This is a genomic window from Serratia sp. DFXYC6, from assembly GCF_057196085.1.
In genome coordinates this window covers 2579556-2602482 of record NZ_JBXUNV010000001.1, presented here as the reverse complement: position 1 = coordinate 2602482, position 22927 = coordinate 2579556, and the positions used below count along the sequence as shown (strand labels likewise).

Genomic DNA, 22927 nt, shown 5'->3' with positions numbered 1-22927 from the left:
TATTGAGGTGATATGAACGAGTCATACGTACTTGCTGAAGTCAGCAATGAGAACCAGACGCTGGTCGCGGTGGTTCAGCAAGATCACCGGGCAGCCTATTTTTACATCTATCCCGCCGAAGCCTACAGCGATCGCTATCAGGTGCGCGCCTGTTGGCTGCGCAATCTGGCCGCCGCGCCGCTGCAGGAGGATCGCGCCGCGCTGGAACAAGGGCAGCCGCCGATGCTGGCGGCGGAGTTTTGCCGCAACCTGGAAGGGGAAGCGCCGCTGAACCCGGAAGGGCTGATGGTGGTGTGGAGCGAAAGCGACGACGGCGCGGCCCTGTGGTATTACGGCCAACTGTTGGCGGTGATCCCCGGCTGGAGCCTGTATATCGATCATTCGGTGTGCTATTCGGCCAGCTGTATCAAGGAGAGCCCACTGGCCTATCCGCTCGGTTCGGCCTCGACCAACACCCAATATGCGCTGGCGGAAAGCACCCGCCAGTTTTGGCGCAGCTGGCAGCGTGAAGAGGGCAATCCGTGGCCGAAGATGCAGCGCGATTTTCAGGCGCGCTATGAGCCGCATTTCGGCCCTTCGGTAAAATACTACGCCATCGATCAGGGCAAGTGGCCGCCGATGGCCATCACCCAGCACGAACGCGACGGCATCTATTACTTCCTCACCATGGGGGTCAGCATCCGGCCGATGCCGTGGGTGGAGATCCTGTTCAACGACGAGGCTTCGCGCTATCGCCGCATGGAGATGGCGATCGCCATCGACAGTCAATACATGACCGAAGACAACGCGGTGCAGATGGCCAGCGCGCTGGCCGGTTTCGCTCATGCGCCGTGGGCGCGGCTGACCTGGATCGGCGAAGGACATACGCTGGAGTCCGACGTGGCGCCGCTGGGCTATGAGGGCTATATTTTATCGTCGTCCTTCTACCCGCATCACGCGCACCTGGCTCTGCCGCAGCAGTATGGCGATCCGGTTAACCTGTTCTGGGCCAGCCCGGTGTTTACCGCCGAGCGCCAATTGGCGCACGCCACGCCGAATGGCGGGCACGATCTGGTGCACAGGCTGCGCGAGCAGGGCGTCGACCATATTTTCCGCCCGCGCCAGCCGGTGTGCTGACGCGCTTATCTTTTCTTCAGGAGCCGCCATGACCACCGCGCTGTTGATTATCGATGTGCAGGAAGGGTTGTTTACGCCGCCGCCGGCGGATGCCGCGGGCACCGTTGCGCGCATCAATCAGCTGAGCGAGCGCGCCCGCCGGGCCGGTGCGCCGGTTGTCGTCATTCAGCACCATACGCCGGACGATGAGTTGCCGCACGGCAGCGCCGCCTGGCAAGTGCTCGCGGCGCTGACGGTGGCGCCGGGCGACCATCGGGTGGAGAAAACCACGCCGGACTCGTTCCTGCGCACCTCGCTCGGCGCGTTACTGATCGCCAACGGCGTATCGCAGCTGGTGGTGTGCGGCTACTCCACGCCGTTTTGCATCGATACCACGGTGCGCAGCGCGGCGGCGCGCGGCTATCCGGTGACGCTGGCGGCGGATGCGCATACCTGCCACGACAAATCCTATGCCGACGGCCTGCTGATCCGCACCCACCATAACGAGACGCTGTCGAACATCGACAGCTTCGGCGTGCCGATCCGCGCGGTGCCCGCGGCGGACATCGTGTTCTGAGAACGGAAAACGGGGGCCAACGCCCCCGTTCGTTATTTCAGGCCCGCCCGCCGCGCCGCCACCTTGGCCAGCGCCGCCCAGTCCAGATCCGCATCCCCCTGCGCCATCGCGTCGAGGAAGTTGTCTTTCAGCACCCCGGCGAACGGCATCGGCGTATGGCTGTCGGCGCCGGCGGCCAGCGCCAGCCCGACGTCCTTCAGCCCCAGCGCCAGCCGGAATCCGGCGGGTGAATACTTCTCGGCGGCGATCAGCGCGCCATAGCCCTGATAGGCCGGGGCGGCGAAGACGGTGCTGCTCAGCATCTGCAGGTAGTCGGCGCCGGACACGCCGTAGTTGCGCACCAGCGCGCTGCCTTCCGCCATCGCTTCAATGGCGCTGGCCAGCGTAAAGTTGGTGGCGATCTTGACCACGTTGGCCTGCGCCGGATCGGCGCCGAAGTGCCAGGTTTTCTGGCCGAGGGCATCGAACAGCGGCTGCGCTTGCTTCAGCCGCTCGCTATCGCCGGCCGCCAGAATATTCAGCTTGCCGGCGGCGGCCACGTCGACCCGGCCCAGCACCGGCGCGGCGAGATAGCCGATGCCGTGTTCCGCATGCAGCGTCGTCAGGCGTTTGGCGAGTTCGACCGAGATGGTCGCCATATTGATATGCAGCGCGCCCGGTTTCATTCGCTGCAGCAATCCGCTGTCCACCACCACCTGTTGCGTGGCGGCATCGTCGGCCAGCATGGTGATCAGCACGTCGGCATCGGCCAACTGTTCCGGCCGCTCGGCCTGCCGCGCGCCGGCGCTCACCAGCGGCTGCGCCGCCTGCGGCGAGCGGTTCCATACCGTTAAGGCGAAGCCCGCCTGCAACAGGTTGGCCGCCATGGCGCTGCCCATCCCACCCAGTCCGGCAAATCCGATCTTCATCATGCGCTCCTTTTTCAGGTTGAAGGTTTTACCCTAGCGCGCCGAGCCAGGAACGCAAATGCCGGAATGTAACGTCGTCTTACGCATCGGCGGCGGGTTATTGACGCGCTGCCGCAGCGGGTATACCTTGATGCCATGAATATATCGATGCACTCCACCCACAATCAGTCATGGTGGCGCCTCTTCTGAGGCGGCACGAGTATTCACATCTCTTTTTAATGCCGCCGGTTTGGCGGCATTATTTTTTGTGGCGTTGATCCGGCGGTCTACAGACCTTCAGGAGCACTGTCATGAGCTACACCATTCTTACCGGCGATCGCGCCACCGGCCCACTGCATTTAGGGCACTTCGTCGGCTCGCTGCGCCAGCGCGTGGAACTGCAGCACCAGCATAACCAAACGGTGATGGTGGCGGATTTGCAGGGCCTGACCGACAACGGCAACAATCCGCAAAAAATCAGCGCCAACGTGCTCAACGTAGTGGCTGACTATCTGGCGGTCGGCATCGATCCGCACAAGACCACCATTTGCCTGCAGTCGGCGCTGCCGGCGTTGGCCGAGCTGACGATGTACTACCTCAATCTGGTCAGCGTGGCGCGGCTGGAACGCAACCCGACGGTGAAAAGTGAAATCGCCGAGAAGGATTTCGCCCGCAGCCTGCCGGCCGGCTTTTTGATCTATCCGGTCAGCCAGGCGGCGGACATCACCGCCTTTGGCGCCACCCACGTGCCGGTCGGCGAGGATCAGTTGCCGATGCTGGAGCAAACCAACGAGATCGTGCGGCGCTTCAACCACATCGTCGGCCAACCGGTGCTGACGGAGTGCCAGCCGCTGTTGAGCAACGTCGGGCGTCTGCCGGGGCTGGACGGGCAGGGCAAGATGTCGAAATCGCGCGGCAACGCCATCCCGCTTGGCGCCGGCGCCGACGAGGTGCACAAGGCGGTGATGAGCATGTTCACCGATCCCGGTCATCTCAACGTCAGCGATCCCGGCCGGGTGGAGGGCAACATGGTGTTCACCTATCTGGACGCCTTCTGCGACGACGCCGCGCTGGTGGCGGAGCTGAAGGCGCACTACCGGCGCGGCGGATTGGGGGACGTGAAAATCAAACGGCTGCTGGAGGATTGCCTGCAGAGCCTGCTCGAACCGATCCGCACTCGCCGCGCCGAATTCATCGCCGATAAAGGCGAGCTGACGCGCATCCTGCAGCACGGCACCCGCCGCGCGCATCAGGTCAGCCGGCAGACGCTGCAGCAGGTCAAGGCGGCGCTGGGGCTGGACTTCTTTAGCCTGGAATGATGCGCACGCCGGGGCGGCACGCGTCACGCCCCGGCCATAAAACCATCATCCCACTGTCATAAACTTATCCGTTAATAGGTGCCCATAATGATTAGCCACTGAAACCAGAGAAATCATATGGCTCAGGCACTGTTAAAATTGGCGCAGCACGACTTTCCAGGGCAGCACGCCGCCGCATCCCGCAAAGTGTTATCGGTAAAGGGGCTCGGCAAGGCCTACAAAGCGCAGCAGCGCGTGCTGGATGACATCAATTTCGATCTGCACGCCGGCGAGTTCGTGGCGGTGATCGGCCGTTCCGGCGCGGGCAAGTCCACGCTGCTGCACACCCTCAACGGCACTATTCCTTCCAGCTGCGGCGAGATGCTGCACTTCGAAGACGATGGCGTGGCGCAGGATATCGCCCAGCTTGCCGGCCGCCAGATGCGCCAGTGGCGCGCGCGCTGCGGCATGATCTTCCAGGACTTCTGCCTGGTGCCGCGGCTGGACGTGATGACCAACGTGCTGCTGGGGCGCCTGAGCCACACCTCCACCCTGAAATCCTTCTTCAAACTGTTCGATGACGCCGACCGCGCTCGCGCCATCGAGCTGTTGCAGTGGCTCAACATGCTGCCGCACGCGCTGCAGCGCGCCGAGCACCTCTCCGGCGGCCAGATGCAGCGCGTCGCCATCTGCCGCGCGCTGATGCAAAATCCGCAAATCCTGCTGGCCGATGAGCCGGTGGCGTCGCTCGATCCGAAAAACACCCGCCGCATCATGGACGCGCTGCAGAAAATCAGCGAAGACGGCATCGCGGTGATGGTGAACCTGCACTCGGTCGAACTGGTGAAAGAGTATTGCTCGCGGGTGATCGGCATCGCCCACGGGAAGATCGTGTTTGACGGGCATCCTTCGCAACTGAACGAGCGGATCCTGCACCAGCTGTATGGCGAAGAAGCCAATCAGATCCATTGAAGCACTTTTGACCTTTACCCTTTACACACAAGGCACACCTAATGAAAAAAGTATTGAGTCTGACCACCCTGATGGCCGGCGCGATGATGGTCTTTAATGCTGCCGCAGCGGATGCGCCGAAAGAGCTGAACCTGGGCATTCTCGGCGGCCAGAACGCCACCCAGCAGATCGGCGATAACCAGTGCGTGAAGCAGTTCCTGGACAAAGAGCTGAACGTCGATACCAAGCTGCGCAACTCGTCCGACTATTCCGGCGTGATCCAGGGCCTGCTGGGCGGCAAGATTGACCTGGTGCTCAGCATGTCGCCGTCGTCGTTCGCCTCGGTCTACATCAAGGATCCGAAAGCGGTGGACATCGTCGGCATCGCGGTCGACGACGTCGACCAGTCGCGCGGCTACCATTCGGTGGTGGTGGTGAAGGCCGGCAGCCCATACCAGAAACTGGAAGACCTGAAGGGCAAGGCCATCGGCTTCGCCGATCCGGACTCCACCTCCGGCTTCCTGATCCCGAACCAGGCGTTTAAAAAGCTGTTCGGCGGCACGGTCGACAACAAATACAACAACACCTTCTCCAGCGTCACCTTCTCCGGCGGCCACGAGCAGGACATCCTCGGCGTGCTGAACGGCCAGTTTGAAGGCGCGGTGACCTGGGCGTCGATGATCGGCGACTACAACACCGGCTACACCAGCGGCGCGTTCACCCGCATGATCCGCATGGATCACCCGGACCTGATGAAACAGATCCGCATCATCTGGCAGTCGCCGCTGATCCCGAACGGCCCGATCCTGGTGAGCAACTCGCTGCCGGCCGACTTTAAGGCCAAAGTGGTCACCGCCATCAAGAAGCTGGATAAAGACGATCACGCGTGCTTTATCAAAGCGATGGGCGGCAAACAGCACATCGGCGACACCACCCTGGCGGAATACCAGACCATCATCGATATGAAGCGCGAGCTGACCAAAGGCGACCGTTGATTCCCGGCTGCCTCGGCCGCCCGAATGAAGGGGTTCAGCATGCTGAACCCCTTGTTCCATAACGATGGAAGACCTGTTTTGAATACCGATTTCGCACACTATTACCAACGGATCCGCAGCAAGCAAAAGCGCGAAGCGCTGCTGTGGTCGCTCGGGCTGGTGGTGCTGTACCTGGGCGCCGGCAACCTCGCCGAGTTCAACCTGCACACCGTCTGGGTGTCTATTCCGCACTTCTTCGACTATCTGGCCGAAACCGTTCCGACGCTGCACTGGCACCTGCTGTTCGCCGACGGGCGTACCGAAGGCTCGCTGGCTTACTGGGGCTATCGCCTGAACATTCAGCTGCCGCTGATCTGGGAGACCCTGCAGCTGGCGCTGGCGGCGACCATTTTTTCGGTGCTGGTGGCGACCGTGCTGGCGTTTCTGGCGGCCGGCAACACCTATACCCCGGCCTCGGTGCGGCTGGCGATCCGCACGCTGGTGGCGTTTCTGCGCACCATGCCTGAGCTGGCGTGGGCGGTGATGTTCGTGATGGCGTTCGGCATCGGCGCCATTCCCGGCTTCCTGGCGCTGGCGCTGCACACCATCGGCAGCCTGACCAAGCTGTTCTACGAATCGATCGAAACCGCCTCCAACAAACCGGTGCGCGGGCTGGCGGCCTGCGGTGCCACGCCGCTGCAGCGCATGCGCTTTGGCCTGTGGCCGCAGGTGAAGCCGGTGTTTCTCTCCTACAGCTTCATGCGGCTGGAGATCAACTTTCGTCAGTCGACCATTTTGGGGCTGGTGGGCGCGGGCGGCATCGGCCAGGAGCTGATGACCAACATTAAACTCGACCGTTACGATCAGGTCAGCATGACGCTGCTGCTGATCATCGTGGTGGTTTCCGTGCTCGACTACGTGTCGGGCGAGCTGCGCAAGCGCGTGGTGGAGGGGGCAAAATGACAGCGGGCACTCCGGCGTCGGCGGAAACGCTGCGCCAGTTGAAACAGCAGCATCCGGCGATCTTCGCGCAGCAGGGGCGCTACCTGCGCACCGTCGGCCTGATCGCCTTGGCGATCGTGCTGTACTACGTGTTCTTCTTCCTGGTCTTCGGCATTAGCTGGCCGCAGTTTATCAACGGCTGCCAGCAGCTGGGACGCTATTTCCTGCGCATGTTCGTCTGGCATGACTTCGCCAACTGGCCGTTCATGTACTACTTCCAGCAGATTGGCATCACCATCGCCATCGTGTTCGCCGGCACCATCACCGCGTCGCTGATCGCGCTGCCGCTGTCGTTCTTCGCCGCGCGCAACGTGATGTCGACGCCGCTGCTGCGGCCGATCTCCGTGCTGGTGCGCCGCATGCTGGACGTGCTGCGCGGTATCGATATGGCGATCTGGGGGCTGATCTTCGTGCGCGCCGTCGGCATGGGGCCGCTGGCCGGGGTGTTGGCTATCGTGATGCAGGATGTCGGGCTGCTGGGCAAACTGTACGCCGAAGGGCACGAGGCGGTGGACAAGTCCCCGAGCCGCGGCCTGACGGCGGTAGGCGCCAACGGGTTGCAGAAGCACCGCTACGGCATCTTCACCCAGTCGTTCCCCACCTTCCTGGCGCTCAGCCTGTACCAGATCGAATCCAACACCCGCTCTGCGGCGGTGCTGGGTTTCGTCGGTGCCGGCGGCATCGGCCTGGTGTACGCGGAGAACATGCGGCTGTGGAACTGGGACGTGGTGATGTTCATCACCCTGATCCTGGTGGTGGTGGTGATGATCATGGACAAGGTCTCGTCGCTGCTGCGCAACAAGTACATCATCGGCGAAGACATCCCGCTGTATCAGCAAAAAAGCCAAATCGATTGAGAAACCCCTTGCCGATCCCTATACTGCCGCACATTCAAGGTGTGCGGCCATACCCGTCATACTTGGAGCTGCCTCTTTGTTGGCTGCATTTGCGCGCCCCGGTCACATAGTTAACTATGCTCCGGGGGCTTACAAATTTGCCGCCGCGATGCAACTCCAATTATTTTGGGTATGGGGCATTTTTTTACAATGCGCACGTCCCCGTTAGACAAATAAGGCAATGCAATCCCATGATGAACAACGACGTGCTGCGCAGCGTGCGCTATATGCTGAGCATTAACAACGCCAAAATGGTCGAGATTATCAAACTGGACGATTTCGAGGTGGCGGTGTCGGCGATGGACGCTTACGTGATCAAAGAAGGCGAGCCGGGCTACGAGAAGTGCCCGGACGAAGTGATGGCGCACTTCCTCAACGGCCTGGTGTTCTTCAAACGCGGCAAGGACGACAAGTTCCCGGCGCCGGCGGTTGAGCTGCCAATCACCAACAACCTGGTGCTGAAAAAGCTGCGCGTGGCGTTCGAGCTGAAAGACACCGACATGCACCAGATTTTCACCGCGGTGGATTTCCGCATCTCCAAGCCGGAGCTGAGCGCGCTGTTCCGCAAAGAGGGCACCAAGAACTACCGCCCGTGCGGCGATCAGATGCTGCGCTACTTCCTCAAAGGGCTGGCGCAGCGCGTTCGCGGCGAGTAACGCGCAGCGTTCACCGAACATCAGGCGCAATCGCAAGGTTGCGCCTTTTTTATTGCCGCTCTCCCGTCCGCCGTTGTTGTACTGGCCCTCAGCCATCCGCCATTGATGGAGGGCGTGCCGCCTATCCGGTTACTTTTCCAGGGTTCGTTCAATGTCGATTGAAACGTAAAATCCAGAGGAGTAATTCAATGGCTCAAATGTCAAAAGAAGATCCGCAGTTCAACACAAAAAATACCGCAGCTCAGGTCAATGACGGCGGCGAATTCGCTGAATATACCCCTGAACAGTTTGGCGCCGTAGGCGATGGCCTGGCCGATGATCGAGATGCTGTTAGCGCCATGTTCGCTAAAGTGGCGATTGACGCCGCTAAATCGATGAAAAAACGCCAGGTCAGAATGGCGAATGTCTATCGGTTGACGTTGGGTTCGGCTTGGCAGCCTCTGCAGATCCCCAGCAACTGCCATATTTATGGCGGTGGTGAAATTCACCTGGATGACGATACGCCTCAAATCAACATTTTTAATACCGTTGAACAGTCGAATTTCATCGTGGAAGATCTGAGGATTACGAGAAAGGTGACTCAGAAAGATACAGATCCTATTTGGTGGTATGCCACACGCGCGTGTACCGGCATGGCTTTCACCCGTTGTGAAAACTTCACCGTGAGAAATTGTGTCATCAGTATGCATACTGATGCTTTGGGCCTTTCTGACTGTACGTCAGTTACCCTTGAGAACAATTTACTTAAAGATTTGGGAGAGGAACCTATCGCGGTTCGTGGCGGCCGCCATATTACGATCCAGAATAACGAGCTGACGAATCACCAGGGTGATGGGATCCTGCTGAAAACGGGTGTGAACAGAGAGGCTTATGACATCTTAATCGTGAACAATCATATTCACGATGGGCACAAGCCTGCGAAACCGGCAGGGGCAGGGCACACGCAAAGAGGGGGCGGGGTGACGCTCAATAACGAGGTGACCGGCACGCCTCATTCATTTACTAACCTGACCGTTGCCAATAACCATATTGTTAATACCAGCTATGGCATCGCGCTGGGTGGAATCAGTGACATTAATATCTCTAATAACTACATCAAGACGATCGAAAGGTTCGGCATTCAGATAGACTATTCCTTAGTAAATAACCCCACCAAAATTCCTACGAATAATTCCCGAATTATCGGGAATCACGTTGAGAATACCGTTGAGAATGGCATCGATTATCATGGTAACAATGATATTTCTGTCACGGAGTCTGTTATCGCAGATAACTTTTTAAATTTCTGTGGTACCTCCACGACGTCGGCCTTCAATGGCATTGCCGCAACGGAGGCGACCCTTTCAGGCAATATTATCAATAACTGCAAGGTTGCCCTGTTCGCTAATAGCTGCGTGATGACCGGCAATAAGATAACCAACTCCGGATGGGGCGCCAGTCAGGTATGGATCAAGTTGTATGGCGACCGTACGGTGTTTTCCGGCAATCGGGTGACGGACTCTGGGTTTGGTTATATCCGTTTCTTGAATGGGAAAAACGCCATTATTGAAGGGAATGTGATTAAACTGGCTGCGCCTGCTCGGGCGCTGGAGTTAGGCGGGGAATTTGACGAAACGACCCTTATTGGCAAGAACGCCTGGGATTGCGCTTTTAAACCTATTCTCTCTACGATTGCTGGGGTGACGGGCAATCAACTCATTCAGTACTCCTTCCCGAATGAAGGCGTGGCCCACATTACCCCGCAGATGTTCGGCGCGAAGGGTGATTGGAATGATACCGCTGGCGTTGGTACGGATGATACGCAGGCGTTTAAACAGGCTATCGCTTATGCGATTAGCCAAGGCTGCAAGAAGCTCTATGTGCCTGCCGGCAACTATTACATTACGGATACGTTAAATTTAGGGGGGGAAAACTACACCGGAGATAAAGGCATTGCGATAGAGGGTGAAAATTGGATTAGTACAAAATTCTTCTTTAAGCCGACGTCTAATGATCATGCGTGTTTTGAGTCGAAAGGCGGTTCCGGGATCCATAGCAACAGATATATCAGCGACGTGACGATTACGCCGGCCAAGGGCGCGTTATATACGGGCACCGGCTATCGGATTAATGGTTCCTGCTTCATGCGGCATGAAAGATTGCTGATTATGAAGTTTTTTGTGAACCTACATCTGTTGAACGGCTATGCCGGTGCGTTTACCGAGTTCGTCAGTTTTCACTCTTGCCGGTTCCACCGTGGCTTGTCGAACATCTTGATGGAAAGCAATGGCGGGGATAGCTCCTTCCACGGCGTGGGGTTCCATGAAATTCAATGTCAGATCAAAGTTTCCGGCAATCCGGGCGATGGCGGCACAAATACGGATGCCGGCGTGGGGCTGGAGCTGAGAGGAAACGCCAACAGAGCAACCTGGTACAACGGTTTCTGCTATATCCACCTGTTCGGCGGCGTCGGCGCAACGGCGATCAAACTCACCCGGACCAACACCGATAACATCCTGGGGCAGTTTACTTGCGAAGGTGAAACCATTCTTCAGAGTGATGGAAGCACTTTTGAATGTCGAGGCGGTTTCTATAACGTGAGTACTACCACTTACAATGTGGCGGCAGAGCCGGTAAACGGCATTGCGGCGGCATTTGTGTTTGATAACATGATGAGCAATACGACAAGATTCGCCAACGCGGCAATCGCCGATATGGCTCCAAGGCAGCTTCCGTGGTCCTTGGCGGACAGGGCCAGTAATGGCGCTTATCCGGCGATTTTCCATGGCATCAAGGGCGACTCCGATAACCTGTTCTATGCAGCCAGAGGGGGAAGTACCAACTATCATTACTTTGGCGGTATTTCTCCAGGCAATAACCTTCAGGGGTTTGAACCGGGCGTCAGGTTGGCTCAGGACGGGGCTTCTTTCATTAGTTTTGCACCTAAGTTTACGCTTGGCGCGAATAACAATACGACCAGCAGCGGCGTATCCATCTCCCCTGCTGATTTTTCGCCGCAGAAGGATATCGCGACCGCCTTAGGACAGCCCTCATTCAAATGGAGCGGGTTGTACACTAAGCAGTTAACGGTCGCTGACAATGGCGTTTATCCTGCCGGTGACGGCGCTTACCCTATTGGTGGGCCGAATAACCAATTCTCCTCTGGCCACATAAAAGTGTTGAATATTTATGATTCAGCGAACGTGAACGGAGATCCCGTAGGTGTCAGAGTTGCCGTCCCCGCTTCGGCCGTTGCGCCCGGTAAAATAGGCCAATGGTCGGCAGACTCCGCATTCTTTTATGTTTGCACGGCGGCCAATACCTGGAGAAGGGTGCCGCTCACCACATGGTAGGTACTGAACTTGCGGCTGATGGCTGACCTATCCATATCATCCTTCCGGGGCGGCGAGTGTCGCCGCCCCGTTTTTTCCTCTGCGTCATCCCGCTATTGCACTCTTTTTGTTCTCCCGCTGCGCACCGCTGGTGCAGCCCGTTTGCCGCCGCTGTCATAAGTTTTAATTATAATTTATTGAAATCATGAGATTAAAAATTGGCACGCCGGTTGCTCTGTTGGATCCCATCTTGTGTACCAGATGGAATTCAGCCGATGAGCGAACCTGTTGAAGCGTGCGGTTTTACCCTCAGTGAATGGCAGCACCATTATCAAACCCGTCCGGCGGGCGAGCGCCTTGCCTGCGTCAGTGCGACGATCGAAACGCTGGTCGCCGGCCTGAACCCGGACGATAACGCCTGGCTGTATCTCGCCACGCCGGCGCAGCGCGAGCAGCAGTATCGGCAACTGGCACAGAGGCTCGAGGCGGTCGCCGGCGATCTCAGCCGCCTGCCGCTGTTCGGCGTGCCCTTTGCCATCAAAGACAATATCGACGTCGGCGGCTGGCCGACCAGCGCCGCCTGCCCGGCGTTCACCTATCAGGCCGCGGCGGACGCCACCGTGGTCGCCCACCTGCGCGCCGCCGGGGCGATCGCCCTCGGTAAAACCAACCTCGACCAGTTCGCTACCGGGTTGGTGGGCACCCGCTCACCTTATGGCGCGGTGGTCAACAGCTTCGACAGCTGCTACGTCAGCGGCGGTTCCAGTTCCGGCTCCGCTTCGGTGGTGGCGCGCGGCCTGGTGCCGTTCGCGCTGGGCACCGATACCGCCGGTTCGGGGCGCGTGCCCGCCGGGTTCAACAACATCGTCGGGCTGAAGCCGACCAAGGGGCGGTTGTCCAATCGCGGCGTGGTGCCGGCCTGCCGGTTGAACGACACCGTTTCGATCTTCGCGCTGACGGTGGCCGATGCCGCGCAGGTGGCGGAGCTGGCGAGCGGCTTTGACGCGGCAGATCCGTATTCCCGCGCCGATCCGCATACCGCGCCGGCGGATATCCCCGCCGCGCCGCGTTTCGCCGTTCCCGCCCAGCTGGAGTTTTTCGGCGACGTGCAGGCCGAGCGGGCGTTTCACCGAGCGCTGGCGCAGCTGCAGGCGGGCGGCGCCACGCTGGAACCCCTCGATTTCGCGCCGTTTCGCACTCTGGCGGAACAGCTGTATTACGGCCCCTGGGTAGCGGAGCGCACGGTAGCCATTGAGCAGGTGCTGGAAGCGAACCCGCAGGCTATCGATCCGGTGGTGCGCGGCATCGTTGGTAACGGCCTCGGCTACAGCGCCTGCGACGCCTACAAGGCGGAATACCTGCGCGCCGAGCTGGCGCGGCAGATCGCCCAGCGGCTGGCGCCGTTCGACGCGCTGGTGGTGCCGACCGCGCCCACTATCCGCACCCTGGCGGAGATGGCGCAGGAACCGGTGCTGTTCAATTCGCAGTTCGGCACTTACACCAATTTCACCAACCTGGCCGATCTGAGCGCGCTGGCGCTGCCGGGACCGCTGCGCGAAGACGGTCTGCCGGCGGGCATCACCCTGATTGCGCCCGCCTGGCATGACCGGGCGCTGGCGGCGTTTGGCCTGCGCTGGCAACGGCAAAGCGCCTTGCCGCTCGGCGCTATCGGCCGGGCATTGCCGCCGCAGCCGGCGCCGGCCCCGTCTTCGGGACACGTGCGTCTGGCGGTAGTAGGCGCTCACCTTAGCGGCATGCCGCTCAACGCCCAGCTGACGCAGCGCGACGCGGTGTGGGTAGAGCAAACCGTCACCGCCCCCTGTTATCGCCTCTACGCGCTGGCCGATACCGATCCGCCGAAGCCGGGGCTGGCGCGCGCGGCGCAGGGGGCGGCGATCCGCGTAGAGCTGTGGGACATCCCGCTGGCCCGTTTCGGCGAGTTTGTGGCGGAAATCCCGGCGCCATTGGGCATCGGCACGCTGCTGCTGGCGGACGGCCGGCGGGTGAAGGGGTTTATCTGCGAAGCCTGGGCGCTGGAAGGCGCCACGGATATCACTGAGTTTGGCGGCTGGCGCGACTATCTCGCCAGCGTTAAGGGGGCATGAACATGTTTACTACCGTACTGATCGCTAACCGCGGCGAAATTGCCTGCCGCGCCATTCGCACCCTGAAACGCCTGGGCGTCACCAGCGTGGCGGTCTATTCCGACGCCGACCGCAATGCGCCGCACGTCACCGAGGCCGACAGGGCGGTGGCGCTCGGCGGCGACAAGGCCGCCGACAGTTACCTGCGCATCGACAAGATCCTCGCGGCCGCGGCGGCCACCGGCGCGCAGGCGATCTACCCCGGATACGGCTTTTTGTCCGAGAGCGCCGAGTTTGCCGACGCCTGCGAGGCGGCGGGCATTGCCTTTATCGGCCCGACGGCGGCGCAGATGCGCGAGTTCGGCCTCAAGCACCGGGCGCGCGAGCTGGCGGCGTTGGCCGGGGTGCCGATGACGCCGGGTACCGGCTTGCTGGAGAGCGTTGAGCAGGCGGTCGCCGCCGCCGCGCGCATCGGCTACCCGGTGATGCTGAAAAGCACCGCCGGCGGTGGCGGCATCGGCCTGACGCGCTGTGACGACGAGGCGGCGCTGCGCGACGCCTACGACAGCGTCAAACGGCTGGGGGAGCAGTTCTTCCGCGACGCCGGCGCCTTTATCGAACGCTTCGTCGATCGGGCGCGCCACGTCGAGGTGCAGATTTTCGGCGATGGCCAGGGGCAGGTGGCGGCGCTCGGCGAGCGCGACTGTTCACTGCAGCGCCGCAACCAAAAGGTGGTGGAGGAAACCCCGGCGCCGCATCTGCCGGCGGCGACCCGCCAGGCGCTGCATCGGGCGGCGGTGGCGCTGGGCGAGTCGGTGAATTACCGCAGCGCCGGCACGGTGGAGTTCATTTACGACGCCGCGCGCGACGAGTTTTATTTCCTGGAAGTGAACACCCGCTTACAGGTAGAGCACCCGGTTACCGAGATGGTCACCGGCCTGGATCTGATCGCATGCATGCTGCAGGTGGCGGCGGGTGACGCGCTGGATTGGGCGGCGTTGCGCCGCGCGCCGCAGGGCGCGGCGATCGAGGTGCGCCTCTATGCCGAAGATCCGCTGAAAAACTTCCAGCCCAGCCCCGGCGTGCTGACCGAGGTGCATTTCCCTGACGACGTGCGCCTCGACGGCTGGGTGGCGACCGGCAGCGAAGTTTCGGCGTTTTACGACCCGATGATCGCCAAGCTGATCGTGCACGGCGCCGATCGGGCGCAGGCGCTGGAAAAACTGCGCGTGGCGCTGGCGGCGACCCGTTTGCACGGCATCGCCACCAACCTCGACTATCTGCGGCAGGTGATCGCCACGCCGCAATTTCAGCGCGGCGACGTCTGGACGCGCCTGCTGGACGATTTGCGTTTCCAGCCGCACTGCCTCGAAGTGCTGCAACCCGGCACCTACAGCAGCGTGCAGGATTATCCCGGCCGCCTCGGCTATTGGGACATCGGCGTGCCGCCGTCCGGCCCGATGGACGACTTCGCGTTTCGGCTGGCCAACCGCATCGTCGGCAACCACCCGGCGGCGGCCGGGCTGGAGTTTACCCTGCAGGGGCCGACGCTGCGCTTTCACTGCGACGCCACCATCGCGCTGACGGGCGCCAGCTGCCCGGCCGATCTGGACGGCGAGGCGGTTGCGTATTGGCGGCCGATTACGGTGCGGGCCGGGCAGGTGCTGACGCTGGGGCGCGCTACGCACGGCTGCCGTACCTATCTGGCGGTGCGTAACGGCTTCGACGTGCCGGTATATCTCGGCAGCCGCTCTACCTTCGCGCTCGGGCAGTTCGGCGGCCACGCCGGGCGCACCTTGCGCGTGGCGGACATGCTGGCGATCGCCCAACCGGCGCTGGCGGCCAGCACCACGCCGGCGCCGATCGCCGCGCCGCAGGCGATGGACGACAGCCTGATCCCGCACTACGGCGATCAATGGCACATCGGCGTGCTGTACGGGCCGCACGGCGCGCCGGACTTTTTCACCGCCGAATCGATAGAGGCCTTCTTCGCCACCGACTGGCAGGTGCATTACAACTCCAACCGCCTCGGCGTGCGCCTGGCGGGGCCGAAGCCCGAGTGGGCGCGGGAGGACGGCGGCGAAGCCGGTTTGCACCCTTCCAACGTGCACGACTGCGAGTACGCCATCGGCGCGATCAACTTCACCGGCGACTTCCCGGTGATCCTGACCCGCGATGGGCCGAGCCTCGGCGGCTTCGTCTGCCCGGTGACCATTGCCAAGGCCGAACTGTGGAAAGTGGGGCAGGTGAAGCCGGGCGACCGCATCCGTTTCCATCCGATCGGCTTCCGGCAGGCGCAGTCGCTGGAGCAGGCGCAGCTCGGCAGCATCGAAGCGCTGGCGGCGGTGAAGGCCATCACCCTGCCGCCGCCGGATCTGGCCCCGGCGGAGACCGTTTCCGCCGCGGTGCTGGCAGCGCTGCCGGCGGCGGAGGGGCGCCCGGCGGTGGCGTATCGCCAGGCGGGGGACGGCTACATCCTGATGGAGTACGGCGACAACGTGCTCGATCTGGCGCTGCGCCTGCGCATTCATCTGCTGATGCTGTCGCTGCGTGAGGAGGCGATACCGGGCGTGGCGGAGCTGGCTCCGGGCGTGCGTTCGCTGCAGATCCGCTACGACAGCCGGCAGATTAGCCAGGCCGACCTGCTGCAGCGCCTGCTGGCGCGCGAACGGGCGCTGGGGGACGTCAGCCGCCTGAAGGTGCCGACGCGCACCGTGTGGCTGCCGATGGCGTTCGAGGATTCGGCCACGCTGGGGGCGGTGGATCGCTATCAGCAGACGGTGCGCGCCTCGGCGCCCTGGCTGCCGAACAACGTCGATTTCATTCAGCGCATCAACGGCCTGAGCCGACGCGAGCAGGTGCGCGACATTCTGTTCGACGCCAGCTACCTGATCCTCGGGCTGGGGGACGTGTACCTCGGCGCGCCCTGCGCGGTGCCGCTCGATCCGCGCCATCGCCTGCTGAGCTCCAAATACAACCCGGCGCGCACCCATACCGCCGAAGGGACGGTCGGCATCGGCGGCATGTACATGTGCATCTACGGCATGGACTCGCCGGGCGGTTACCAGCTGGTGGGGCGCACGCTGCCGATCTGGAACAAATTCCTCAAAAACCCGCAGTTCACCGCCGGTGAGCCCTGGCTGCTGCGCTTTTTCGATCAGGTGCGCTTCTACCCGGTCAGCGAGCAAGAGTTGGACGAGCAGCGCGAAGCGTTCCGCGAAGGGCGCATGCAGGTGCGCATCGACGAGAGCGAGTTCGACTTCGCCGCCTACACCCGTTTCCTGGCCGACAACGCCGGGGCGATCGCCGACTTCCAGCATCGCCAGCAGCAGGCGTTCAGCGCCGAAGTGGCGCGCTGGCGCAGCGATGACGACGAGGCCGAGGCGCAGCTGTTGCCGCCGGAGGAAGAAGACGCCATCGACGGCGATCTGGTCAGCGCCGATCTGAATGGCAGCGTGTGGAAGATCCTGGTGGAACCGGGGCAGGCGGTGGCGGCCGGGCAGCCGCTGATCGTGGTCGAGGCGATGAAAATGGAGCTGGCGGTCACCGCGCCGCGCGCCGGGATCGTTAAGCGCATCAGCTGCCGGCAGGGGCGGCCGGTCGGGCCGGGCGACGCCCTGCTGTGGCTGGAAAAGGCGGTCTGAACGGAGAAGCGATGATGCAAATCACCAACGGAGAGCACAAGGCGCGCCCGGAGGGGCTGGCGGAGCGCATTTATCTGCAGCTCAAGGCCGACATTTTCGAGTTTCGCCTGCTGCCGGGCGATCGCTTCAGCGAAAGCGAGGTGGCGCAGCGCATGGCGGCCAGCCGCACGCCGGTGCGCCAGGCGCTGTTTCGGCTGGAGCGCGAAGGCTATGTCGAGGTGCTGTTTCGCAGCGGCTGGCAGGTGCGGCCGTTCGATTTCGCCTACTTCGAAGAGCTGTACGACCTGCGCATCGTGCTGGAACAAGAGGCGGTGAAACGGCTGTGCGAACGCCCGGCCGGGGAAACGCCAGGCGCGCTGGCGGCGCTGAGCCGTTTTTGGGCCGAAGCGCCGCGCCTGGCGGACGGCAAGGCGGTGTCGCAGCACGATGAGCAGTTTCATCAGGCGTTAGTGGCCGCGGCGGGCAACGGCGAAATGGCGCGCATTCACCGCGAACTGACCGAAAAAATCCGCATCATTCGCCGGCTGGATTTCACCCAGCAGGCGCGGGTGGACGCCACCTACCGCGAACACGCCGCCATTTTGCAGGCGATCCTGCAGCGGCAAAGCGGGGCGGCGCAAACGCTGCTCGGCGAGCATATCGCCGTCAGCAAGGCAGAGGTACGAAAAATAACGCTGCACATGTTGCACCAGGCGCGGGCTCAGCAGCCTGTGCGCTCGGCGTAACGATTTTGATTTCACACACATCAGGAGTTTGAACTATGCAACGTCGTCGTTTTATCAAAGCTTTTGCGCTGTCCGCCGCCGCGATCGGCCTGGGCCTGGCCTGGAGCGCGCAGGCCGCCGACACCATCAAGGTCGGTATTCTGAGTTCGCTCTCCGGCACCATGGCGATTTCCGAGACGCCGCTGAAGGATGTGGCGCTGATGACCATCGACGAGATCAACGCCAAAGGCGGGGTGCTCGGCAAAAAGCTGGAGCCGGTGGTGGTGGATCCGGCCTCCAACTGGCCGCTGTTCGCCGAAAAGGCGCGCCAGCTGCTGAGCCAGGACAAGGTGGCGGCGGTGTTCGGCTGCTGGACTTCGGTGTCGCGCAAGTCGGTGCTGCCGGTGTTTGAGGAGCTGAACGGACTGTTGTTCTATCCGGTGCAATACGAAGGTGAAGAGATGTCGCCAAATGTGTTCTACACCGGCGCGGCGCCGAACCAGCAGGCGATCCCGGCGGTGGAATACCTGCTGAGCGAGGACGGCGGCGGCGCCAAGCGCTTCTTCCTGTTGGGCACCGATTACGTCTATCCGCGCACCACCAACAAGATCCTACGCGCCTTCCTGCACAGCAAAGGCGTGCAGGACAAGGATATCGAAGAGGTCTATACGCCGTTCGGCTACAGCGATTACCAGACCATCGTCGCCAACATCAAGAAGTTCGCCGCCGGCGGCAACACCGCGGTGATCTCCACCATCAACGGCGATTCCAACGTGCCGTTCTACAAAGAACTCGCCAACCAAGGCGTCAAGGCCACCGACGTGCCGGTGATCGCCTTCTCGGTCGGCGAGGAAGAGCTGCGCGGCATCGACACCAAACCGCTGGTGGGCAACCTGGCGGCCTGGAACTACTTCGAATCGCTGGATAACCCGACCAATAAACAGTTTGTCAGCCAGTGGAAAGCCTACGCCAAGGCGCACAATCTGCCGAATTACGCCACCGCGGTGACCAACGATCCGATGGAAGCCACTTACGTAGGCCTGCACATGTGGGCGCAGGCGGTGGAAAAGGCCGGCACCACCGACGTCGATAAGGTGCGCGCGGCGATGGCCGGGCAAACCTTCGCCGCGCCGTCGGGCTTCACGCTGACCATGGACAAAACCAACCACCACCTGCACAAACCGGTGATGATCGGCGAGATCGAGAGCAACGGCCAGTTCAACGTGGTGTGGCAGACCGAAGCGCCGGTGCGTGCGCAGCCGTGGAGCCCGTATATCGCCGGCAACGACAAAAAACCGGATTACCCGGTGAAAGGCGGCAAGTAACGTCACTCAGCGCCGGCGCGGCTCGACGCGCGCCGGCCCAACAGAAGAGGCAGCTGATGCAATCTCCGTTTTTATCCTCTCTGCGCGCCGGGCTGTGGCTATTGTGCGCCTGGCCCCTGCTGGCGCAGGCCGGGCCGGCCGATGAGTTCGCGGCGGCCACTCGCGCGCAGCAGGCCAAACTGCTGCAGGCGTGGGCGGCCGAGCCGGATCCTGCGCGTCTGCCGTTGCTGCAGGGGCTGCAGCAGGAAACCGTGGCGATCGACGAGGCGAAACGCGCCTTTATCCGCCAGGGCGACCGCTATCTGCCGCTTGAAGGTGAGGCGGCCCCGGTTGGCGAGCCGAAGAAGGTGTGGCTGAACAACCGGCTGCGCATTCTGATCGCCAACGCGTTGTCGGCGCAGCGGTTGGTCAGTGCGGACGCGGCGGTGCGGCTGCAGGCGGCGACCGCGCTGCAGCGCGAGGCGCAGGGCGAGCAGTTGCCGCTGTTGACCCGGCGGCTGGCGCAGGAGCAAGACCCGCAGGTACGCGACGCGCTGAGCATTGCGCTGGCGAACCTGCAATTGGCCGACGCCAGCCCGCAGGTGCGCTTCAATGCGGTGCGGCTGCTGGGGGAATCGGGCGAGCCGGAAACCCGCGCGCGGTTGCAAGCCTTGACCGACGCGGCCAATGAGCCGGACGCCGCGGTGCGCGCCGAGGCGCAGCGCAGCCTGCAGCGCGTGCAGCATCGCCTGATGATCGGCGATCTGCTCGGCCAGGCGTTCAGCGGCCTGTCGCTCGGTTCGATCCTGCTGCTGGCGGCGCTTGGTCTGGCGATCACCTACGGCCTGCTCGGCGTCATCAATATGGCGCACGGCGAAATGCTGATGCTCGGCGCCTATTCGGCCTATCTGGTTCAGGGGCTGTTTCAACAGTTTGCGCCGCAGTGGCTGGCGCTCTATCCGTTGGCGGCGCTGCCGGTGGCGTTCGCCATCACCGCCGGGATCGGCATGGCGCTGGAACGCACGGTGATCCGCCACCTGTACGGCCGGCCGCTGGAAACCCTGCTGGCCACCTGGGGCATCAGTCTGGTGCTGATCCAGCTGGTGCGGGTGCTGTTCGGCGCGCAGAACGTCGAGGTCGCCAACCCGGCGTGGCTGTCGGGCGGCGTGCAGCTGTTGCCGAACCTGGTGTTGCCGTGGAACCGCATCGCGGTGATCGCGTTCGTGCTGCTGGTGCTGGCGTTGACCTGGCTGTTGCTGAACAAGACCCGGCTCGGCATGAACGTGCGCGCGGTGACGCAAAACCGCGCGATGGCCGCCTGCTGCGGCGTGCCCACCGGGCGGGTGGACATGCTGGCCTTCGGGCTGGGTTCCGGCATCGCCGGGCTCGGCGGGGTGGCGCTGTCGCAGTTGGGCAACGTCGGGCCGGAGCTGGGGCAAGGTTACATCATCGATTCGTTCCTGGTGGTGGTGCTCGGCGGCGTCGGCCAACTGGCGGGGACGGTGGCGGCGGCTTTCGGCCTCGGCATCGTCAATAAGATCCTCGAACCGCAGATCGGCGCCGTGTTGGGCAAGATCCTGATCCTGGTGCTGATCGTTCTGTTTATTCAAAAGCGTCCGCAGGGGCTGTTCGCCCTCAAGGGCAGGGTGATTGACTGATGAGCCAACCATTGACCGTAACCGGCGTGCAGAAAGCGCCCCGGCTGGCGTTGAGCATCGGCGCGCTGGCGTTGCTGGCGCTGTTGGTGATGCCGTTCTTGACGCTGTTGCCGGCGGATCATCCGCTGGCGGTGTCCACCTATACCCTGACGCTGGCGGGCAAGATCCTGTGCTACGCGGTGGTGGCGGTGGCGCTCGATCTGGTGTGGGGCTATGCCGGGCTGCTGTCGCTCGGCCACGGGCTATTCTTCGCGCTCGGCGGCTACGCCATGGGCATGTACCTGATGCGGCAGGCGGCGGGCGACGGGCTGCCGGCATTTATGGCGTTCCTCTCCTGGAATGAGCTGCCGTGGTTCTGGAGCGGCACCCAGCATTTCGCCTGGGCGCTGTGCCTGATCGTGCTGGTGCCGGGCCTGCTGGCCTTCCTGTTCGGCTACTTCGCCTTTCGCTCGAAAATCAAAGGGGTGTATTTCTCGATCATGACCCAGGCGCTGACCTATGCCGGCATGCTGCTGTTCTTTCGCAACGAGACCGGCTTCGGCGGCAATAACGGCTTTACCGGTTTCACCACGCTGCTCGGCTTTCCCATCACCGCCGCCGGCACGCGGGTGGCGCTGTTCCTGGCGACGGTGCTGCTGCTGGCCGCCAGCCTGGCCATCGGCTTTGCCCTGGCGCGCAGCAAGTTCGGCCGGGTGCTGACCGCGGTGCGCGATGCGGAAAACCGCCTGACCTTCTGCGGCTACGACCCGAAGGGCTTCAAGCTGTTCGTCTGGACGCTGTCGGCGGTGCTGTGCGGGCTGGCCGGCGCGCTCTATGTGCCGCAGGTCGGCATCATCAACCCCGGCGAAATGTCGCCGACCAACTCGATCGAGGCCGCCATCTGGGTGGCGCTCGGCGGGCGCGGCACGCTGGTGGGGCCGCTGCTCGGCGCCGGCATCGTCAACGGCGCCAAGAGCTGGTTCACCATGGCCATTCCCGAATACTGGCAGTTCTTCCTCGGCCTGATGTTTATCGTCGTCACGCTGTTTCTGCCCAAAGGAGTGATCGGCCTGCTGCGGCGGAGGAAAACCTCATGAAGGCGATGCAAGTGACCGACGAACTGTTTACCCATCCGCTGCCGGCGGACAAATACCGGCAGCAAACCGATCCGGTGCTGCAGCTCGACAACGTCAACGTCAGCTTCGACGGTTTTCGCGCGCTGACCGATCTGTCGCTGCGCATCGGCGTCGGCGAACTGCGCTGCGTGATTGGCCCCAACGGCGCCGGCAAGACCACGCTGATGGATGTGATCACCGGCAAAACCCGGCCGGACAGCGGCAGGGTGTTTTACGACCAGACCGTCGATCTGACTCGGCTGGCGCCGATGCAGATCGCCCACGCCGGCATTGGCCGCAAGTTTCAAAAACCGACGGTGTTCGAGGCGCTGACGGTGTTCGAAAATCTGGAGATCGCCCAGAAAACCCGCAAGTCGGTGTGGGCCTGCCTGCGCGCTCGCCTGAGCAGCGAGCAGCGCGACCGCATCGACGAGATGCTGAAGACCCTGCGGCTGGGGCATGAGCGCCACCGGCCCGCCGGGTTGCTGTCCCACGGGCAGAAACAGTTTCTCGAGATCGGCATGCTGCTGGTGCAGGAACCGCACCTGCTGCTGCTCGACGAGCCGGCGGCCGGCATGACCGACGCCGAAACCGACTACACCGCCGAACTGTTCCGCGAGCTGGCGGGCAAGCATTCGCTGATGGTGGTGGAGCACGACATGGGGTTTGTGGAAACCATTGCCGATCGCGTGACGGTGCTGCATCAGGGACAGGTGCTGGCGGAAGGATCGCTGGCGCAGGTGCAGGCCGATGAACGGGTGATTGAGGTATATCTGGGGCGCTGAGGAGGCG

17 protein-coding genes are annotated in these 22927 nt (G+C 62.5%); 16 read left to right on the top strand and 1 reads right to left on the bottom strand.

Features of this window, described 5'->3' with window-relative positions; genetic code table 11:
- Nucleotides 1-12 precede the first annotated feature (12 nt).
- Both AC2CGQ_RS12725 and AC2CGQ_RS12720 read left to right on the top strand, forming a co-directional pair.
- Nucleotides 13-1116, top strand: coding sequence for a suppressor of fused domain protein (locus tag AC2CGQ_RS12725; RefSeq protein ID WP_021503957.1), 1104 nt, complete (start codon nucleotides 13-15; stop codon nucleotides 1114-1116).
- 28 nt (nucleotides 1117-1144) lie between these two features.
- Nucleotides 1145-1672: a cysteine hydrolase family protein gene (locus AC2CGQ_RS12720; protein ID WP_015377091.1), complete on the top strand. Its 528-nt coding sequence runs from the start codon at nucleotides 1145-1147 to the stop codon at nucleotides 1670-1672.
- 32 nt (nucleotides 1673-1704) lie between these two features.
- Here AC2CGQ_RS12720 and AC2CGQ_RS12715 read toward each other — a convergent pair whose 3' ends face one another.
- Nucleotides 1705-2580 (bottom strand): NAD(P)-dependent oxidoreductase, encoded by an 876-nt coding sequence (locus AC2CGQ_RS12715; RefSeq protein WP_261438249.1) that lies wholly within the window; start codon nucleotides 2578-2580, stop codon nucleotides 1705-1707.
- 290 nt (nucleotides 2581-2870) lie between these two features.
- Between AC2CGQ_RS12715 and trpS the strand changes: the two genes are divergently transcribed.
- From trpS to urtD, 14 genes are all read left to right on the top strand, one after another.
- Nucleotides 2871-3878 carry a tryptophan--tRNA ligase gene (gene trpS, locus AC2CGQ_RS12710; protein ID WP_021503955.1) on the top strand — a complete coding sequence of 336 codons (1008 nt, stop codon included), beginning with the start codon at nucleotides 2871-2873 and terminating at the stop codon, nucleotides 3876-3878.
- A gap of 117 nt (nucleotides 3879-3995) precedes the next feature.
- On the top strand, nucleotides 3996-4829 hold the full coding sequence (gene phnC / locus AC2CGQ_RS12705) for a phosphonate ABC transporter ATP-binding protein (protein ID WP_019454697.1): 834 nt from the start codon (nucleotides 3996-3998) through the stop codon (nucleotides 4827-4829).
- Between the two features lie 41 nt (nucleotides 4830-4870).
- On the top strand, nucleotides 4871-5803 hold the full coding sequence (phnD, locus tag AC2CGQ_RS12700) for a phosphonate ABC transporter substrate-binding protein (protein WP_004939482.1): 933 nt from the start codon (nucleotides 4871-4873) through the stop codon (nucleotides 5801-5803).
- A 78-nt stretch (nucleotides 5804-5881) separates the two neighbouring features.
- Nucleotides 5882-6745: a phosphonate ABC transporter, permease protein PhnE gene (phnE, locus tag AC2CGQ_RS12695; protein ID WP_021503954.1), complete on the top strand. Its 864-nt coding sequence runs from the start codon at nucleotides 5882-5884 to the stop codon at nucleotides 6743-6745.
- On the top strand, nucleotides 6742-7641 hold the full coding sequence (gene phnE, locus AC2CGQ_RS12690) for a phosphonate ABC transporter, permease protein PhnE (RefSeq protein ID WP_103085798.1): 900 nt from the start codon (nucleotides 6742-6744) through the stop codon (nucleotides 7639-7641). Before phnE (AC2CGQ_RS12695) ends, phnE (AC2CGQ_RS12690) begins: the two co-directional genes overlap by 4 nt.
- Nucleotides 7642-7871: 230 nt before the next feature.
- Nucleotides 7872-8336: a YehS family protein gene (locus tag AC2CGQ_RS12685; protein WP_004939471.1), complete on the top strand. Its 465-nt coding sequence runs from the start codon at nucleotides 7872-7874 to the stop codon at nucleotides 8334-8336.
- A gap of 188 nt (nucleotides 8337-8524) precedes the next feature.
- Nucleotides 8525-11668: a right-handed parallel beta-helix repeat-containing protein gene (locus tag AC2CGQ_RS12680; protein WP_484593693.1), complete on the top strand. Its 3144-nt coding sequence runs from the start codon at nucleotides 8525-8527 to the stop codon at nucleotides 11666-11668.
- 254 nt (nucleotides 11669-11922) lie between these two features.
- Nucleotides 11923-13752 carry an allophanate hydrolase gene (gene atzF / locus AC2CGQ_RS12675; RefSeq protein WP_166444968.1) on the top strand — a complete coding sequence of 610 codons (1830 nt, stop codon included), beginning with the start codon at nucleotides 11923-11925 and terminating at the stop codon, nucleotides 13750-13752.
- Nucleotides 13753-13754: 2 nt separating this feature from the next.
- Nucleotides 13755-17375, top strand: coding sequence for an urea carboxylase (gene uca, locus AC2CGQ_RS12670; protein WP_484593692.1), 3621 nt, complete (start codon nucleotides 13755-13757; stop codon nucleotides 17373-17375).
- A gap of 14 nt (nucleotides 17376-17389) precedes the next feature.
- On the top strand, nucleotides 17390-18100 hold the full coding sequence (locus AC2CGQ_RS12665; RefSeq protein WP_031299707.1) for a GntR family transcriptional regulator: 711 nt from the start codon (nucleotides 17390-17392) through the stop codon (nucleotides 18098-18100).
- 35 nt (nucleotides 18101-18135) lie between these two features.
- Nucleotides 18136-19404, top strand: coding sequence for an urea ABC transporter substrate-binding protein (gene urtA, locus AC2CGQ_RS12660; RefSeq protein WP_033633796.1), 1269 nt, complete (start codon nucleotides 18136-18138; stop codon nucleotides 19402-19404).
- 56 nt (nucleotides 19405-19460) lie between these two features.
- Nucleotides 19461-21041 (top strand): urea ABC transporter permease subunit UrtB, encoded by a 1581-nt coding sequence (gene urtB / locus AC2CGQ_RS12655; protein ID WP_004939455.1) that lies wholly within the window; start codon nucleotides 19461-19463, stop codon nucleotides 21039-21041.
- A complete protein-coding gene (gene urtC, locus AC2CGQ_RS12650; RefSeq protein ID WP_031299706.1) occupies nucleotides 21041-22117 on the top strand; it encodes an urea ABC transporter permease subunit UrtC in 1077 nt (358 codons plus the stop codon). Before urtB ends, urtC begins: the two co-directional genes overlap by 1 nt.
- The gene (gene urtD / locus AC2CGQ_RS12645) at nucleotides 22114-22920 is read left to right on the top strand and encodes an urea ABC transporter ATP-binding protein UrtD (protein ID WP_015377102.1); all 807 of its coding nucleotides are present in this window, start codon (nucleotides 22114-22116) and stop codon (nucleotides 22918-22920) included. The genes urtC and urtD overlap by 4 nt, the downstream gene beginning before the upstream one ends.
- Nucleotides 22921-22927: the final 7 nt, after the last annotated feature.